The organism is Acidovorax sp. BoFeN1 (assembly GCF_003345135.1).
In the GTDB taxonomy this organism is placed as follows: Bacteria; Pseudomonadota; Gammaproteobacteria; order Burkholderiales; family Burkholderiaceae_C; genus Acidovorax; species Acidovorax defluvii.
The window spans coordinates 42109-59088 of the sequence record NZ_QOZT01000001.1 but is presented as its reverse complement, the minus strand read 5'-3'; the positions used below and the strand labels follow the sequence as shown (position 1 = coordinate 59088).

General features: G+C 63.7%; 12 protein-coding genes. All 12 read right to left on the bottom strand.

The window, feature by feature from the left end:
• Positions 1-73 precede the first annotated feature (73 nt).
• The 12 genes from typA to DTW89_RS00165 all read right to left on the bottom strand — a co-directional run bounded on the left by typA (position 74) and on the right by DTW89_RS00165 (position 16979).
• Complete coding sequence (gene typA / locus DTW89_RS00220; protein ID WP_024814843.1) at positions 74-1894, bottom strand: translational GTPase TypA; 1821 nt, start codon at positions 1892-1894, stop codon at positions 74-76.
• The gene (truB, locus tag DTW89_RS00215) at positions 1891-2883 is read right to left on the bottom strand and encodes a tRNA pseudouridine(55) synthase TruB (protein WP_024814842.1); all 993 of its coding nucleotides are present in this window, start codon (positions 2881-2883) and stop codon (positions 1891-1893) included. The genes typA and truB overlap by 4 nt, the downstream gene beginning before the upstream one ends.
• A gap of 2 nt (positions 2884-2885) precedes the next feature.
• Complete coding sequence (rbfA, locus tag DTW89_RS00210) at positions 2886-3257, bottom strand: 30S ribosome-binding factor RbfA (protein WP_024814841.1); 372 nt, start codon at positions 3255-3257, stop codon at positions 2886-2888.
• 2 nt (positions 3258-3259) lie between these two features.
• Positions 3260-6121, bottom strand: coding sequence for a translation initiation factor IF-2 (gene infB / locus DTW89_RS00205; protein WP_024814840.1), 2862 nt, complete (start codon positions 6119-6121; stop codon positions 3260-3262).
• A 23-nt stretch (positions 6122-6144) separates the two neighbouring features.
• Positions 6145-7629 carry a transcription termination factor NusA gene (gene nusA, locus DTW89_RS00200; RefSeq protein WP_024814839.1) on the bottom strand — a complete coding sequence of 495 codons (1485 nt, stop codon included), beginning with the start codon at positions 7627-7629 and terminating at the stop codon, positions 6145-6147.
• A gap of 77 nt (positions 7630-7706) precedes the next feature.
• The gene (gene rimP / locus DTW89_RS00195; RefSeq protein ID WP_111864283.1) at positions 7707-8300 is read right to left on the bottom strand and encodes a ribosome maturation factor RimP; all 594 of its coding nucleotides are present in this window, start codon (positions 8298-8300) and stop codon (positions 7707-7709) included.
• Between the two features lie 309 nt (positions 8301-8609).
• Complete coding sequence (locus DTW89_RS00190; RefSeq protein ID WP_114654481.1) at positions 8610-11987, bottom strand: DEAD/DEAH box helicase; 3378 nt, start codon at positions 11985-11987, stop codon at positions 8610-8612.
• 240 nt (positions 11988-12227) lie between these two features.
• A complete protein-coding gene (locus DTW89_RS00185; protein WP_111864285.1) occupies positions 12228-12614 on the bottom strand; it encodes a thioredoxin family protein in 387 nt (128 codons plus the stop codon).
• A gap of 14 nt (positions 12615-12628) precedes the next feature.
• Positions 12629-13921, bottom strand: a complete 1293-nt coding sequence (locus tag DTW89_RS00180; protein WP_114654462.1) for a cytochrome c — start codon at positions 13919-13921, stop codon at positions 12629-12631.
• Positions 13922-13932: 11 nt separating this feature from the next.
• Entirely contained in the window at positions 13933-14703 is a 771-nt protein-coding gene (locus DTW89_RS00175) for a c-type cytochrome (protein ID WP_201740906.1), read from the bottom strand.
• A 103-nt stretch (positions 14704-14806) separates the two neighbouring features.
• Positions 14807-15343 carry a flavin reductase family protein gene (locus tag DTW89_RS00170; protein ID WP_114654461.1) on the bottom strand — a complete coding sequence of 179 codons (537 nt, stop codon included), beginning with the start codon at positions 15341-15343 and terminating at the stop codon, positions 14807-14809.
• Positions 15344-15506: 163 nt separating this feature from the next.
• Positions 15507-16979 (bottom strand): RNB domain-containing ribonuclease, encoded by a 1473-nt coding sequence (locus tag DTW89_RS00165; RefSeq protein WP_114654460.1) that lies wholly within the window; start codon positions 16977-16979, stop codon positions 15507-15509.
• Position 16980: the final 1 nt, after the last annotated feature.

Here is a 16980-nt window from a genome sequence, read left to right as displayed (position 1 = left end):
CAAAAGGGCCACTGCACTGCAGTGGCCCTGATGGACGCAGCCAGGAGCGGTTCAAAAGCCCCTGGAGCCGGGATCAGCGACCAGCGCGCTTGCGATCGCTTTCCTTGAGGTGGCGCTTACGGATGCGGATGGACTTGGGCGTGATCTCGACCAGCTCGTCGTCCTCAATGAACTCCACGGCGTATTCCAGCGTGGCATCGATGGGCGGCGTGATCTTGATCGCATCTTCCTTGCCGGACACGCGGAAGTTGGTCAGCTGCTTGGTGCGCGTGGCATTCACCACCAGGTCGTTGTCACGGCTGTGGATGCCCACAATCATGCCTTCGTACACGGGGTCGTTCGCCTTCACGAACATGCGGCCACGGTCGTCCAGCTTGCCCAGGGCGTAGGTGAAGATTTCACCGTCGTCCATCGAGATCAGCACGCCGTTCTTGCGGCCGCCAATTTCACCCTTGTGCGGCTCGTAGCTATCGAAAATATTGGCAATGAGACCAGAGCCACGGGTCAGGTTCAGGAACTCGTTGGTGAAACCGATCAGGCCCCGCGCTGGAATGCGGTATTCCAGGCGCACACGGCCACGACCGTCCGGCTCCATGTTGACCAGCTCACCCTTGCGCTCGCCCAATGCCTGCATGACGCCGCCCTGGTGGGCTTCCTCGATGTCAGCAGTCACCAGCTCGATAGGCTCACACTTCTCGCCATTGATTTCCCGGAACACCACGCGTGGCTTGGAAACCGCCAGTTCATAGCCTTCACGGCGCATGTTTTCCAGCAGGATGGTCAGGTGCAGTTCGCCCCGGCCCATCACTTCGAAAATGCCTTCTTCGTCGGTTTCCTTCACGCGCAGGGCCACGTTGTGTTGCAGCTCCTTTTGCAGACGGTCCCAGATCTGGCGGCTGGTCACATACTTGCCTTCGCGGCCGGCCAGCGGGCTGGTGTTCACGCAGAAGTTCATGGTCAGAGTGGGCTCGTCCACCTTGAGCATGGGCAGCGGTGCGGGGTTCAGCGGGTCGGTGATGGTCACGCCGATGCCGACGTCAGCAATGCCGTTGATCAGCACAATTTCGCCCGGGCCAGCTTCGGTAGCCTGCACACGGTCCAACCCCTGGAATGTCAGCACCTGGTTGACACGGCCCTTGATGCTCTTGCCATCGGGGCCCTCCATGACCAGCACGTCCATCATGGGCTTGATGGTGCCCTGGCTGATGCGACCCACGCCAATGCGGCCCACAAAAGTGGAGAAGTCGAGTGCGGAGATCTGCAGCTGCAGCGGTGCAGCGGGATCACCCTTCTGTGCGGGCACATGCTTGAGCACCGTGTTGAAAAGGGCCGACATGTCGGGGCCCCACTGCTCACCCGGAGCGCCCTCTTCCAGCGAAGACCAGCCGTTGATACCCGAGGCATACACCACGGGGAAGTCGAGCTGCTCATCGGTGGCGCCCAGCTTGTCGAACAGGTCAAAGGCGGCATTCACCACCTTGTCGGGGTTGGCGCCGGGCTTGTCCACCTTGTTCACCACCACGATGGGCTTGAGGCCGAGGGCCAGCGCCTTCTTGGTCACGAAACGCGTCTGGGGCATGGGGCCTTCCTGCGCATCGATCAGCAGCACCACACCGTCCACCATGGACAGCGCACGTTCCACTTCACCGCCGAAGTCCGCGTGGCCGGGGGTGTCCACGATGTTGATGTGGGTGCCTTCCCAGCTTACGGCGCAGTTCTTGGCCAGAATCGTGATGCCACGCTCTTTTTCAATCGCGTTGTTGTCCATCACGGTGTCAACCACCTTTTCGTGGTCGGCAAAAGTGCCGGACTGGCGCAGCAACTGGTCGACCATGGTGGTTTTGCCATGGTCAACGTGGGCAATGATGGCGATGTTGCGGATTTGTTTAGTCATAGTTTTTCCAATGTGCCGCTGGCTTGTAGGTGCGGCGTGCCTTCCAAAATTTGTTGAATTTCCAGCGGACTCAGCAGCCTGTCGGGCACCAGTTCACCGTCCTTGATATGGCCGACGCCCAGCAAGGCCACAGGTGCCTCGCTGAAAACCGCCACGGCCTCGGCATCGGGCCAGTGCCCCCTGCGCCGCAACCCCGAAAGGAATCGAGCGGTATTGTCGCTGTCCAGCGTGACACGCGTGTGTTGCGCCAGCAACGATTCGGGCGCTTGCAGGCTGGCAAGGCGTTCGGCCTCGGGCATGGCTTCGAGCTGCGCCAGAGTGACGCAGCGCTCTACACCAAGTCCACCTGTGTCGATGCGGCGCAAGAACGTCAGGTGTGCCCCGCAGCCCAGTGCAGCGCCGATGTCTTCACCCAGGGTACGGATGTAGGTGCCTTTGCTGCAAGTAACTATTATTTTTATAGCTACCTGCGCTTTATCCGTATGGTCTAGAGTCAGCTTCAATGCATGAATGACTACATCCCGCGCATCACGCTCTACAGTGACCCCCGCGCGAGCGTACTCGTACAGCGCCTTGCCGTCCTTCTTGAGCGCGCTGTGCATGGGAGGCACCTGGCGGATGGGGCCGGAGAACTGCAATTGCACGGCCGCCAAGCGCTCAGGGGTGAGCTGGGCCGGGTCCACATCGCAGCGCTGCACCACATCACCCTCGGCATCGCCGGTGGTTGTGGTCGTGCCCAGGACTGCAATGGCTTCATAGGTTTTGGCAGCATCGAGCTGCAGCTGACTGAACTTCGTGGCAGCCCCAAAACACAGGGGCAGCACGCCAGTGGCCAGCGGATCGAGCGTGCCGGTATGGCCCGCTTTTTCGGCGCGCAAAAGCCACTTCGCCTTCTGCAAGGCGTCATTGCTCGAAAGGCCGAGCGGTTTGTCGAGCAGCAACACCCCATGCACAGGGCGCCGCTGCACCCTGGTGCGTGGCGCGTTCATGGCTAGTCTTCTTTGGCGCGCGAGGAAACAGCCTTGGCGATCAGGGCGTTCATGTCGGCCGCACGCTCGGAGGTGCGGTCAAACACAAAATGCAGCGTAGGCACCGTGTGGATGTGCAGGCGCTTGAACAGGCCGTTGCGCAGAAACCCGGCAGCCTGGTTGAGCGCCGCCTGCGTTTCCACCGGATCGCCAATGAGCAGGCTGAAAAACACCTTGGCGTGCGCGTAGTCGGGAGTTACCTCCACACCCTGCAGCGTCACCATGCCCACGCGCGGGTCTTTCAACTCGCGCGCGATCAGTTCCGTCAGATCGCGCTGAATCTGATCGGCCACCTTGAAGGCGCGATTGGGGGTGGAAGACTTCTTGGCAGCCATGGTTACAGCGTCCGCGCGATTTCCTTGATATCAAAGAATTCGAGGTGATCACCTTCCTTGATGTCGTTGTAGTTCTTGAGCTTGATACCGCACTCAAAACCTTCCTTGACTTCCTTGACATCGTCCTTGAGGCGCTTGATCGAATCGACTTCGCCCGTGTAGACCACCACGTTGTCGCGCAGCAGGCGGAACCTGGCGTTGCGGTGCACCATACCGGAGGTGATGTAAGAACCGGCAATCGTGCCGATCTTGGTTGCCACGAACACGGTCCGGATTTCGGCCGTGCCAATGATTTCCTCGCGCTGCTCCGGAGCCAGCATGCCCGACATGGCCACGCGCAACTCGTCCACGGCGTCATAAATGATGCTGTAGTAGTGCAGATCGACACCGTTGCCTTCGGCCAGCTTGCGTGCACCGGCATCGGCGCGCACATTGAAGCCAATCACGATGGCCTTGGAGGCAATCGCCAGGTTGATGTCCGACTCGCTGATGGCGCCCACTGCGGCGTAGACCAGTTGCACCTTGACCTCGTCGGTCGAGAGCTTGAGCAGCGACTGCGCCAGCGCTTCCTGCGAGCCCTGCACGTCGGCCTTGACGATGATGGGCAGCATCTTCACTTCGCCCGCCGTCATGTCGGCAAACATGTTCTCCAGCTTGGCCGCTTGCTGACGCGCCAGCTTGGTATTGCGGAACTTGCCGGCACGGTAGGTAGCGACTTCGCGCGCACGGCGCTCATCGGTCAGCACCATGAAGTCGTCACCCGCCTGGGGCACTTCGGTCAGGCCCTGAATTTCGACTGGAATCGACGGTCCTGCCGTCTTGGCGGTCTTGCCGCTTTCATCCAGCATGGCGCGCACGCGGCCATAGGTCTGGCCAGCAAGCACCACGTCGCCCACCTTCAGCGTACCGGACTGCACCAGCACGGTCGCCACAGGGCCACGGCCCTTGTCCAGCTTGGCTTCGATCACCAGCCCCTTGGCCAGAGAATCGACGGGCGCCTTGAGTTCCAGCACTTCGGCTTGCAGCAGCACCTGCTCAAGCAACGTGTCGATGCCCATGCCGGTCTTGGAAGACACGGGCACGAAAGGCGAATCGCCACCGTATTCCTCGGGCACCACCTGTTCGACCACCAGTTCCTGCTTGACGCGCTCAAAGTTGGCGTCCGGCTTGTCCGCCTTGGTGATGGCCACGACGATAGGAACACCGGCCGCCTTGGCGTGCTTGATGGCTTCCTTGGTCTGCGGCATCACACCATCATCGGCAGCCACCACCAGAATCACGATGTCAGTAGCCTGGGCACCACGGGCACGCATGGCCGTGAAGGCCTCGTGACCAGGGGTGTCGAGGAACGAGATCATGCCGCGCGGCGTCTCGACGTGGTAAGCACCAATGTGCTGCGTAATGCCACCGGCTTCGCCCGAAGCCACCTTGGCACGACGGATGTAGTCCAGCAGCGAGGTCTTGCCGTGATCGACGTGACCCATCACGGTCACGACCGGAGCGCGAGGCACAAGCACTACGTCTTGCTGCGCTGAATCCTCATCGGTGAAGGCTTCCGGATCATCCAGTGCAGCCACCACTGCCTTATGACCCAGTTCTTCCACGATGATCATGGCAGTGTCCTGATCCAGCGGCTGGTTCATGGTGACCATCTGGCCCATCTTCATCAGCGCCTTGATGACCTCAGATGCCTTGATGGACATCTTGTGCGCCAGCTCAGCCACCGTGATGGTTTCAGGCACGTGCACTTCAAGGATGCGCGCCTCCACCGGAGCGGACTGCTGGTGGTGATCGTCACGGTGATCGCGGTTGTCGCCACGGCGCCCACGCGGGCCACCACGCCAGCTGTTGCGACCGACACCACCGCTGCTGTCGCCGCGGGTCTTGATTTCTTTTTTCTTGGCTGTGTCACCAGCCCAGCTGGAGGACAGCTTGGCCGACTTAACTTCCTTGCCAGCGGCGGCACCGGGCGCTGCTGGCGCACCCGGACGCGCGGCCACGCCGGTTCCGACTGCGGGCTTGTGCAGCGTGCCCTTTTTGGCGTCGGCCCCAGCCGCAGGCTTGGCCACCGGCTTGGGTTCTTCGGGCTTCTTGGCCACCATGACCGCCTTCTTGGGCGTGGCCATCATGGAGCGGATGGCTGCCGCCTCGGCTTCGGCCTTGCGGCGGCGTGCGTCGAGGTCAGCAGCTCGGGCTGCATCTTCATCAGAGCGGGCCTTGGATTCGGCTGCGGCCTTTTCGCGGGCTTCTACCTGTGCGGCATTGCGCGCGACGGCTTCAGCAGCCTGTTCACGCGTAGCTTCTTCCTTCACGGCCGAGGCCTGTGCCTTCTTGCTGGCCTCTTGGGCGGCGTAGGCGGCGGCGCGCTCTTCGGCTTCACGATCGCGCTGCTCGCGGGCTTCGCGTTCAGCCCGTTTTTCGGCCAGCTCGGTCTCCTGGCGGCGAATCAGCTCTGCCTGGCGGCGGGCTTCTTCCTCGCGGCGGGCCAGTTCGATGTCCTCGCTGGAAACAGAGGCTTCTTCCACCACGGGTTCTCTGGATTCGGCAGCAGCCTCAACGCCTTCATCGCGCTGGATAAAGGTGCGCTTCTTGCGCACTTCCACCTGGATGGTGCGCGCCTTGCCCGTGGCATCGGCTTGCTTGATTTCGCTGGTGGACTTCTTCACCAGCGTGATCTTCTTGCGATCGGCCGAAGCCGTGCCGTGGCTGGCCTGCAGGTAGGCCAGCAGCTTTTGCTTGTCCGACTCGGTGAGGGCATCGGACGTGGCAGCCTTGGACACGCCCGCAGCTTTGAGCTGGTCGAGCAGGGTTTCAGGCGATTTTTTGAGTTCGGTTGCAAACTCGGCGACAGTATTACTGGACATATTTGGTTCGTGCCTCCCTGACCTTACTCTTGCCCTGCGAACCAGTGTTCGCGCGCCTTCATGATCAGGGCTTTGGCATCTTCTGCGGACTGTCCGGTCAGGTCGGTCAGTTCATCAATGGCCAGATCGGCCAAGTCGTCACGCGTATGCACACCGTTTTCTGCCAGCTTGGCAATCAGTTCGGGTGTGAGGCCTTCGAGGTCGCGCAGATCTTGCGAAACTTCTCCAACGCTTTCCTCGCGGGCGATTTCCATGGTGAGCAGCACATCCTTGGCGCGGGCGCGCAGCTCGTTCACGGTATCTTCATCGAAGCTTTCGATTTCCAGCATTTCCTGCAGCGGCACATAGGCCACTTCTTCCAAGCTGTTGAAACCTTCAGCGATCAGGATGTCGGCGATTTCCTCGTCCACATCCAGCTTTTCCATGAACAGTCGACGGGCCGTATCAGACTCGTTGGCCTGTTTCTGGGCCGATTCGGCGGCGTCCATGATATTGATCTTCCAGCCGGTCAGGTCGGACGCCAGGCGCACATTCTGGCCGCCGCGACCAATGGCGATAGCGAGGTTTTCCTCATCCACCACCACGTCCATGGCGTGCTTTTCCTCGTCCACCACGATGGACGACACGTTGGCCGGGGCCAACGCACCAATCACGAACTGCGCCGGGTCTTCGGACCACAGCACGATGTCCACACGCTCGCCAGCGAGTTCATTGGTGACCCCGTTCACACGGGTGCCGCGCACACCGACGCAGGTACCGATCGGATCCACGCGCTTGTCGTGGCTCAGCACGGCAATCTTGGCGCGCGACCCAGGGTCACGGGCGCAGCTCTTGATCTCCAGCAGACCTTGCTCGATCTCGGGCACTTCCTGGCGAAACAGCTCGATCATGAACTCGGGGGCCGAGCGAGACAGGATGATGGGAGCGCCGCGCAGCGTAAGGTCCACTTCCATGATCATGGCGCGAACGCGGTCGCCGCTGCGAAGGTTTTCCTTGGGGATCATCTCGCTGCGACGCAGGCGACCTTCCACGCGACCGGACTCGACAATGATGTCGCCCTTGTCCATGCGCTTGACGGTGCCAGTAAAGATGCGTTCGCCGCGCGACATGAAGTCGTTGAGCAGCATTTCGCGCTCGGCGTCACGGATCTTCTGCAGGATGACCTGCTTGGCAGCCATGGCGCCGATACGGCCGATAGGGACCGACTCAACGCTCTCTTCGATGTATTCCCCGACTTCGATGTCCGCGATGCGCTCCTTGGCGTCCATCAGCAGCTCTTCGGCTTCGGGGTTCTGCAGACCTGCCTCGTCAGGCACTACCAGCCAGCGACGGAAAGTCTCATAGTTGCCGCTGTCGCGATCGACGGACACGCGGATGTCCACCTCGCCCTGGTACAGCTTTTTGGTAGCCTGGGCCAAGGCCGACTCCACGGCGCCCAAGACCACATCGCGCTCAACGTTCTTCTCGCGCGAAATGGCCTCAACCAACATCAACAATTCGCGATTCATGCGACGACTCTCCTGTTTCTATCACCCGCAGGCGGCAGCTGCCAACAGCACCAACCCACTCCAAACCATCCAGTGACTCAGCCCGGCACTTGACCAGTCTTCGCCCCCCGCCCCTTGAAATCCACAATGGGCGCCAACCGGGCGTCCCTTAGCTCATCAAGCGTAAACCCCAGCGCCTGCAAGGGGGCTGGTACGCGTTTCTTGCTTATTTTCTGACCAGGCTTGCCTGCGGGCTCATCGCTCCAGACGATCTGCCATCCACCCGATTCGGCCCGCTCCAGCGTGCCACGAAATTTCTTGCGGGTGGCATTGACCTGCCCCACCGCCGCAGCGCCGATAGGCGCTTTCAGCGTGAGATCAACAACCGAACCTTCAAAACGGACAAAGTCCTGCTCGTGGCGCAAGGGGCGATCAATGCCCGGCGACGAGACTTCAAGACGCTTGTATTCAACCCCATCTACCTCCAGCGCAAACTGCAGCTGGCGGGTGACTTTTTCACAGTCTTCCACGGTGACAAACTGATCAACCGCGGGCTCGGGCGCATCGACGGCAGGCTGCACCCATGGCAAGTCGATGGTGACGCGCAGCAGGCCACCCGGAGACCGTTCGATCTCCACCAGGTCGTAACCGAGACCGGTCACAATTTGTTCAACGACTTGCTGTAATGCCACGTGTTCCGTTCAATCCCGAAAAAACAAAAAACCCGATAACCCCCGGAGACTCTTCCCCGACAGCTTCGAGCTCCAAAAGCATTCGACCAAAAAAAACGGGCGGTTGGTACCCGCCCGTTTGGTCGTGAGAGTCACATTATAGCGCGTAAAGCATTGATTTGCAAAGACGAATTGTGCCCCTGCTGTTGTCTGAACGCCCCTTTGGGTGCAACACAACCGCCCATGCCGCATACGGAGCCAAGCCCATGCGCTGCATCAGAATTTTTTTATCAAAACTGCCTGTAGTGCAAGCACATTCTTGATTCGCTGCTACGACAGTGATAGCGGTTTCAACAACTCGGCCAGGTCACTTTCGGTAAACAACGGTTCCTTGCGCCCCGCGCTGGCGTCATACAGGCTGCTGGCCAACTGGGCTTTGCGCTCCTGCAGCGCCAGAATGCGCTCTTCAATCGTGCCCTGCGCCACCAGCTTGATCACCCACACGCTCTGGGTCTGGCCGATGCGATGGGCGCGGTCGGTGGCCTGGGCCTCCACGGCGGGGTTCCACCACGGGTCGTAGTGGATGACTGTGTCGGCCTGGGGCAGATTCAGCCCCACCCCGCCGGCCTTGAGGCTGATCAAGAACAACGGCACTTGCCCACTCGTGAACTGCTCGATGATCGCGTCGCGCCGCTGGCTTTGCCCCGTGAGCTTGACCCAGGGCAACTTGCGCTTCTTCAGCTCAGCCTCGATCAGGGTGAGCATGCTGGTGAACTGCGAGAACAGCAAAATGCGCCGCCCCTCGGCCAGCATCTCGGGCAGCAAGGTCATGAGCTGATCCAGCTTGGCCGAAGCGTTGACCTTTTTGGCGGCATCCAGCGGCACCAGTTGCGGGTGGCAGCACACCTGGCGCAACTTGAGCAGCGCATCGAGGATGGTGATCTGCGATTTGGCCAGCCCCTTGGACTGCAGGGCTTCGCGCACGGTTCTCTCCATGCCCAGGCGAATGGTTTCGTACAGATCGGCCTGCGCGCCGGTCATTTCCACCGGCATCACGGTTTCGACCTTGGGCGGCAGCTCGCTGGCAACCAGCGCCTTGGTACGCCGAAGCATGAACGGCGTGATGCGCGTGCGCAACTGCACCATGCGCGCGCTGTCGCCCAGTTTCTCAATGGGGGTGCGAAACATCTCCTTGAAACGCTGCTGGCTGCCCAGAAAGCCCGGCATCAAAAAGTGAAACAGGCTCCAGATCTCGCCCAAGTGGTTTTCCATGGGCGTGCCCGAAAGGCACAGCCGGTGGCGCGCCTGCAACTGGCCCACCACCTGCGCGGCGTGCGTGCTGGCGTTCTTGATGTTTTGCGCCTCGTCGAGCACCACCAGGTGCCATTCGTGCGCCAGCCAGCGCTCGCGATCGCGTTGCAGCAGTGAATACGGAGCGATGACGAGATCGTGCTCGGCCACCGAGTCGGCTACCTCATGGCGGCCCGCACCGTGCAGCACCAAGCTGCGCAGGCCCGGGCAAAACCGCGCGGCCTCGCGCTGCCAGTTGCCCATCAGGCTCACGGGCGCAATGATGAGCGCGGGGTGCGTGAGGCGGCCCGCGTCTTTTTCGACCTGGATATGCGCCAGGGTCTGCAGCGTCTTGCCCAGGCCCATGTCGTCGGCCAGCACACCGGCCAAACCATGGGCGCTCAGAAACTGCAACCAGTTCAGGCCCTGCTGCTGATAGGGCCGCAGGGTCGCCTTGACAGTGGCGGGCAGCGGCACCTCGGGCAGCGCGCTGGCGCCGTGCAACTGGGCCACCATGGCGCGCAAAGCGGCTGCGCCTTCCCACACCGCGCCATCCCCTAGCGCGGCGCTGGTGCGCACGGCCTCCATGCGCGAAAGCTTCAGGCTGTCGCCATTGAAGTCGTGGGTGCGGTCGCCCACCAGATCGAGCAGGGCAGCCATCCATGGTCGAAGGGCATCGGTGGGCAGGCGCAGAAAACCGGGGCCCGTCTGCGAAGGCAGATAGACATGCGAGGGCAAGCGGGGCAGCCCGGTTTGGGGATCCTGCGGCTGTGCTGCGGCGGCGGCAATCAGGTCGGGCAGCCAGGGCAGGATGTTGTGGCGCACGCCATTGATCTCCATGCCCAGCGACAGGGCAAACCACGGGGACGTGGCTTCGTCGTCTCCCTCGGGCTGCAGCGCCACGGCCAGCGCGTCGGCGTGGGTAATCCAGCCACCCAGTGACGCATCGAGGGTGATTTCAAAACCTGCCTCGCGCAGCACCCCAAAACCGTTGTCGGCCCAGTGCATCCAGTCGTTCTGCGAGCGCTCACCGGGAATGCCGAACAGCCCGTCGTCGGTGGCCAGCAGGCCCAGGTCCATCAGGCGCTCGATGGCTCCCAGCTCGGCTTGCGCATCGCGCTGCAGCAGCACCTGACCGCCGTCGGCCGCAGTCACCAGCACGCTGAGCTCCTGCCCGACCCACCAACCCACATGGCCCTGGTAGTCAAACCGCAGTTGCGCGGTGATGAGGCCCAGGTCCGGCACGTCTTGCGCCGGAACGGGCGCAAGGTGCAGGCGCGCCACGGGCTGGACACCCTGCACCCGCGTGAGCGCACCCAGCACCGGCGGCAACGGCAGCACGCCGCCCAAACGGCTGGCAACCTCGGCCTGGTGCCGTTGCAGCGCCGTGGCGCTCAACGCGGGCGCCTTGAGCAACAGGGCCAGCTGCGCAGCGCTGAGGCCATCGGCCTCGACCGTGCCACAGACGCCGTTGACGGCATCCAGATACAGCGGCGGGCTGTTGATGCACAGCGTGGCCGATGTACCGGGCAGGCTGGCGCGCAAGGCCCAGGTGCTTTCGCCACCGGCGGCTGGCGGGGCCTCGCGCCATGTCCAGTGGATGGGAAGGGGGTCACCCCAGCGCAGCGCAGCCCCCACCGTGGAGCCTCCCGCATCCGCAAACAGGCTGCCGGTGCTGGCTGCCTGCTGCAGCGCCATTACCCCCACCGCGCCTTCCAGCACCGCCACCGGCCCGGCGCTGTAGGCCGAGTAGTAGCCCATGCCGCGCGGCATGGCACGCAGCAGTTGCAAAACCTGGCGATCGGCATCACTCGCGCGGTCAAACACCGCCTGCCCCGGGCCGGGCTGGGTGCGAATCTGTTTGGGTTTGGCCCAGCCGCCAGTCACCTTGGGGTAAGACACCACGGCCTCCAGCTGCATTTGCTGCGCACTGGCGCGCGGCAGCCCGACGGTGGAGACCAGGTACAGGTATTGCTCGGGCCGGTCGGGTCTGGAGCCTGACGCCGCCACAACCGGCGGGGCCGACAGACCTGCGGCGCGGTCCCAGTCCTGCAGCCAGTGCACCAGCCGCGCGTCGGCCTCGGCGCGTGCCACAGCCTCCCTGCGCTCGTGCAGCGCCTTCAGGGCATGAGCGGCTGGGGCAGGCATGGGCTCTTGCGCGGTGTTGTGCGCTTGGGCCGGGTTCTGGTGCGCAGCCTGCAGGGTCAGTGCCACTGAGTGCTTGCAGTCCTCGCCAACGGGGCAGCTGCAGTCACCCGACCACAGTGTGAGCTGCCCATTGGGCGCAATGACCAGCTCTACCGACACCTCATAGGGTTCGGGCATGCTGCCTTGCACCTCGCCTTCGATGTGCCAGCAACCATTGCCCTCGGCTTCGATGTCGGTGCGCACCACGCCCGCCCTGCGGAAAAGATCCATGCCACGCGACCAGGCCCCCTTGTCACATTGGGCCTGCAACGAATTGATGTGAAACCACGGGAAGCGTGACATAGGAAAAATATTAAGCAAAATATGCTTCTAACGCTTTACTGGTAAGCGCTAGCAGCTATTAAAAAAGGATCAATTCAACCCGATGGCAACGCAGCATCCAGAGCATCCTCTGCCCGCAACCCGGCATTGAAGTGCCCCTGCAGGTCGGCCAAGGCTGCAATGCGGCAGCTACGCACTGCGCGCCGCGCGCACCCGCTCAAACACTGCCTGCGCTTCACCGCCCGCCCCACCACCGTGCGGGGCGGCCTGCAGGCTGGCCAGCAGCCGCGCCAGCACGGGCGCCTGCGGCAGCAGCGGCCCCAGAAAGCGCGCCGTCGTGCCATCGGCAATCAACAAGGTGGGAAAAGTTTCCACATCCAGGTCACCGGCCAGGTCTGCATCGTCTTCAATGTCCACCCACACAAAGCGCATCTGGGGGTGCGCCCTGGCCAGATCGTCAAACAGCGGCCGATAGTCGCGGCAGGTGCCGCACCAGTTGGCGCACAGGCACACCGCCCACCAGCCGCTGCCAGGGGCCACAAGGGGTGAATCGGGCAACGCGGCCGGGCTGTGCATCGGGGGGCTCTCCTTCAAGACCCGCGCCGCTCCCGGGCACGGTAAACGCCGATGGTACCCACTGCGGATGCCTGGTTGCCCCAGGCGTTGCGCACAAAGGTGCTGACCGCGGCCACATCGTCGTCGCCCAGCACTTGCATGAAGGGCGGCATGCCGTGCGGGCGCGGGTTGCCCGCCGTGGCCGGCAGGTAGCCACCCTGCAACACCACGCGCACGAGGTTGGTGGGGTCTTGCAGCACCACGGCGCGGTTGCCCGCCAGGGCCGGAAAGGCCCCCGGCTTGCCCTCGCCGTTGTCGCCATGGCATTGCGCGCAGTGTTGCTCATACACCTTGGCACCCCGCTCCAGCGTGGCGGCCGAGGGTTTGACCACTTCTGCGGGGGCGATGGCCCGCTGCGGCAGCGCACGCAGGTACACGGCAATCGCTTGTGCATCGGCATCGTTCAGAAACTGCGTGCTACGAAAAACCACCTCGGCCATGGGCCCGGTCACCGAGCCCTGCGGCGCCACGCCGGTCTTCAGCAGGGCCACCACAGCCTCCACGGGCCAGTGCGCCACGCCCGCCTCGGCAGCCACATTGAGCGCCGGGGCATACCAGTTCTGCACAGGAATCAGCCCCCCGCTGAATGCCTGCGCCTGGCGGCTGGCGCCCAGTGCATTGCGCGGTGTGTGGCAGGCCGCGCAATGGCCCAGGCCGTTGACCAGGTAGGCACCCCGGTTCCATTCGGCCGACTGCACGGGCCCGGGCGCGAACGTGCCGGGCGTGAAGAACAGCGCCCGCCACACGCCCAAAGCCGCCTGCGTGTTGTATGGAAAGCGCAGCGCGTGCGGCCGGTTGGCCTGCGCCACCGCGGGCAGGCTTTGCAGATAGGCATAGATGGCATCGGAATCCTCGCGCGTCACCTGCGTGTAGTTGGGGTAGGGAAACGCCGGGTACAGCAGGCGCCCGTCCTTGGAGCGGCCGTTGTGCAGCGCGCGCCAGAACTCGGCGGCCGACCAGTTGCCAATGCCTGTCGCCTTGTCGGGCGTGAGGTTGGTGGTGTGAATCACGCCAAATGGCGTGTCGATGCCGCGCCCTCCCGCATAGGGCGCACCACCCTGCACGGTGTGGCAGGCCATGCAGTTGCCCGCGCGGGCCAGGTATTCGCCGCGCGCCACCAGTTCGGGCGCGGCGGGCAGAACCTGTGACAGGGCCTGCGATTCGGCCGGCAGGGCGGCCTCGCCGCGCAGGTTGAGCGCTGCCACCACGGCGGTGCCCAGCGCCAGCAAGGCCACGGCGAAGAAAAGGGTCCAGAGGATGCGTTTCATGCCATGCCCCTTCAACGCGCCGCCGCATCAACCACCGGCACACCATCCACCCCGCCGCAGCGCACCGGCATGGCCCCTGCCAGTCGGTCGGCGGGTTTGCCACCCCCGGGCACCGGCTGGGCCGCCAGCCAGGCCGATACCGCACTCACCTCGTCGGGCGAAAGCTGGCGCGCAATGTCGGCCATGCAATCGGGTGCCTGCGCGCGGCGCTGGCCGGTTTTCCAGGCGCCCAACTGGCTGTTGAGGTAGTCGCGTGGCAGGCCCAGCAAGCCAGGAATCGACGGATTGAGCCCCGTCATCGCCTGGCCATGGCATTGCACGCAGGCGGGCAACTGGCGCGCCACGTCGCCCTGCTGCACCAGCTGGCGTCCGCGCTCCAGCACCTGCGGCCCAGCCTGGGGCGCCGGGGGTGGCGCATAGGGCACCTGCAGCCCGGCAAAGTGGGTCGCAATCTCGCGCAGATAGTCGTCTGTGAGGTGCTCGATGAGGTAGCCCATCTGCGGATAACTGCGCCGCCCCTCCCGAAAATTGACCAGCTGGTTGAACAGGTAACCCGCCGGCTTGCCCGCGAGGCGCGGGAAAAATCCCTCTTGCGTGGCGCGACCTTCCTTGCCGTGGCAGGTGGTGCAGGCCAGCACGCGCGGCCCCATGGCGCTGTCCACATTGGCGGTGGCCCCAGAAGCAGCCACGGCCGGCATGGCCGCCAGCGCACAGGCACCCAGGACAGCCGACCACAGCAACGACAACACATAACGCAGGGGGCGGAGCAGGCAATTCGTCATGGGCAGATTCTGGCCGGAACACGATGGACTTGTGCAGGCGTGCGGCTTTGCAAGACCGCTGAATGCACCGGGCTGGCCAAGTTGTCCAAGCGCCCGGCGCCAGTCACTTCATCTTTGACGGCAGGCGAATCGTGTCGCCCGCCACCATGAACGCGCCCCAGCCCCGGTGGTGCAGCGTGCGCGGGTCCTTGCACTCCGGATCGGTCCAGGCCTTGACGACCTCCAGCACAAAGAAGTTGTAGCGGTTGACAAACCGCGTATCGACCACCTTGCACTCCAGGTTGGCATGGCACTCGGCAATCAGCGGCGCGCCCACCACCGAAGCGGGCGCTGGCGTCAGGCCAAACGCCGTGAACTTGTCCACGCTGCGGCCCGAGCTGTTGCCGCAGTCGACCACTTTTTGCGCCAACTCCAGGGTGGGGATGTTCAACACGCATTCGCGCGTGGCTTTGAGCGCCGTGAAGCTGAAATCGCGGCTGCTGACCACGCAGCCCACCAGCGGTGGCTCGAACTCCATCATGGTGTGCCACGACATCGCCATGGCGTTGATGCGGCCCTTGTGCGCCGTGCTCAGCAGCAGGACCGGACCCGGTTCGAGCAGCCCGTAAACCTTGGACAGAGGAAACGATCGCTTGGCCATGGTGAAACCTCCTGCCGGGTGAGATTGACGGCGGCGCGAGCCGGGCTGGCGGAGAAATCATACGGGTTTGCATTCAACCGGATCACAAGGCGAGGAGCCGAAGACAGTGCTGTCGCACAGCAAGGCGACCCAACGACGGTAGCCGCTTGAAGGCAAAGCCGTATCAGTGCGCCTGCTCGAAATCGATGAAACCGCGCTCCACATTGGTGCTGACCAGTTTCACGCGGATCTTCGCCCCCACGTCCAGGTTGAAATCACCCGACACCAGCAGGCCCTCGGCCGGCGGCGTGAAGATGCGCACCCAGGTGGCGCTTTCGGTGCGACCGGTGACGATGGCGTCAAACTGCTTGCCGATCAGCCCCTGCATGAACAGCGCCGCCTCGGACTTGCGCACGCTGCGCTCCACCTTTTGCGCCGCGTCTTCCTGGTGGGTGCAATGCTCGGCCAATGTGGCCAGCTCGGCCATGCCATAGGGCGCACGCTCGCCCGACAGCAGGGCCTTGACCATGCGCAGGCTGACGAGATCAGGGTAACGGCGGTTGGGCGCGGTGGAATGCGTGTAGTCGCGCACGGCCAGGCCAAAGTGGCCGATGGGCTCGCCCCGGGCATGCTCCACCACATATTCGCCCGAGCCCATCAGCTTGATGATGACCAGCGACAGGTCGGGAAAGCGCAGCGGATCGGCCTTGCGCTGGCGCGCCAGAAAGCCCTCCAGCGCACGCGAATCGGGCTCTTTGGGCAGTGCCTCGCCGTATTTGCTGGCCACTTCCACGATACGCAGCCAGCGCTCGGGCGAGCGCACCACCCGCCGCAAGGCGCTGCCGCCATGCTGCGCCAGAAACTGCGCCGTGCAGGTGTTGGTGGCAATCATGAATTCTTCAATCAGCTGGCGCGCGCGGTTTTGCTCCTGCTGGCGGATGTCCACCACACGGTCGCCGTCGAACACGGCGCGCGGCTGAAAGGTCTCCAGGTCCAGCGAGCCGGCGGCGCGCCGGCGCGCACGCATGCGCTGGGCCACCGCGTCCTGGGTGCGCAACTGCTCGTCCATGCCGGGCACGGCGCAGGCGGCCTCGGGCAGGTCGCCTTCGCCTTCGATCCACGCTGCCACCGCGTCGTAGGCCAGCTTGGCGTGGTTGCGCACGCGCGCGCGGTGCACCGTGGAATGGGTGACAACGCCTTCGGCATCCACCACCATTTCGGTCACGATGGCCAACCGGTCCTCGCCCGGATTCAGCGAGGTGAGGTCGGTGGACAGGCGCTCGGGCAGCATTGAAAATACCCGCGCCGAGGTGTAAACCGACGTGGTGTTGGTGTGCGCGTGCTGGTCGATGGCCGAGTTTTTCTTGACCAGCGCGTCCACATCGGCCACCGCCACAAAAATCTTCACCGCACCGTTGCCCATGGCACCGCATGCCGTCAGTTGATCGAGGTCAAGCGAATCGTCGTTGTCGATCGAGCACCAGGGCAGCGCCGTGAGGTCGCGAATGCGCGGGTCGTCGTCCTGCCCGGCGGCATCGATGGTCTGCAGCTGCTGCAGGGCGCGCGGCGGAAACTCGGGCTCCAGGCCCCGCTCCTTCATGGCGTCAATGGCAATGCGCACCAGGTCGCCGCGGTGAAATGTGTGTTGTTTGTCCATG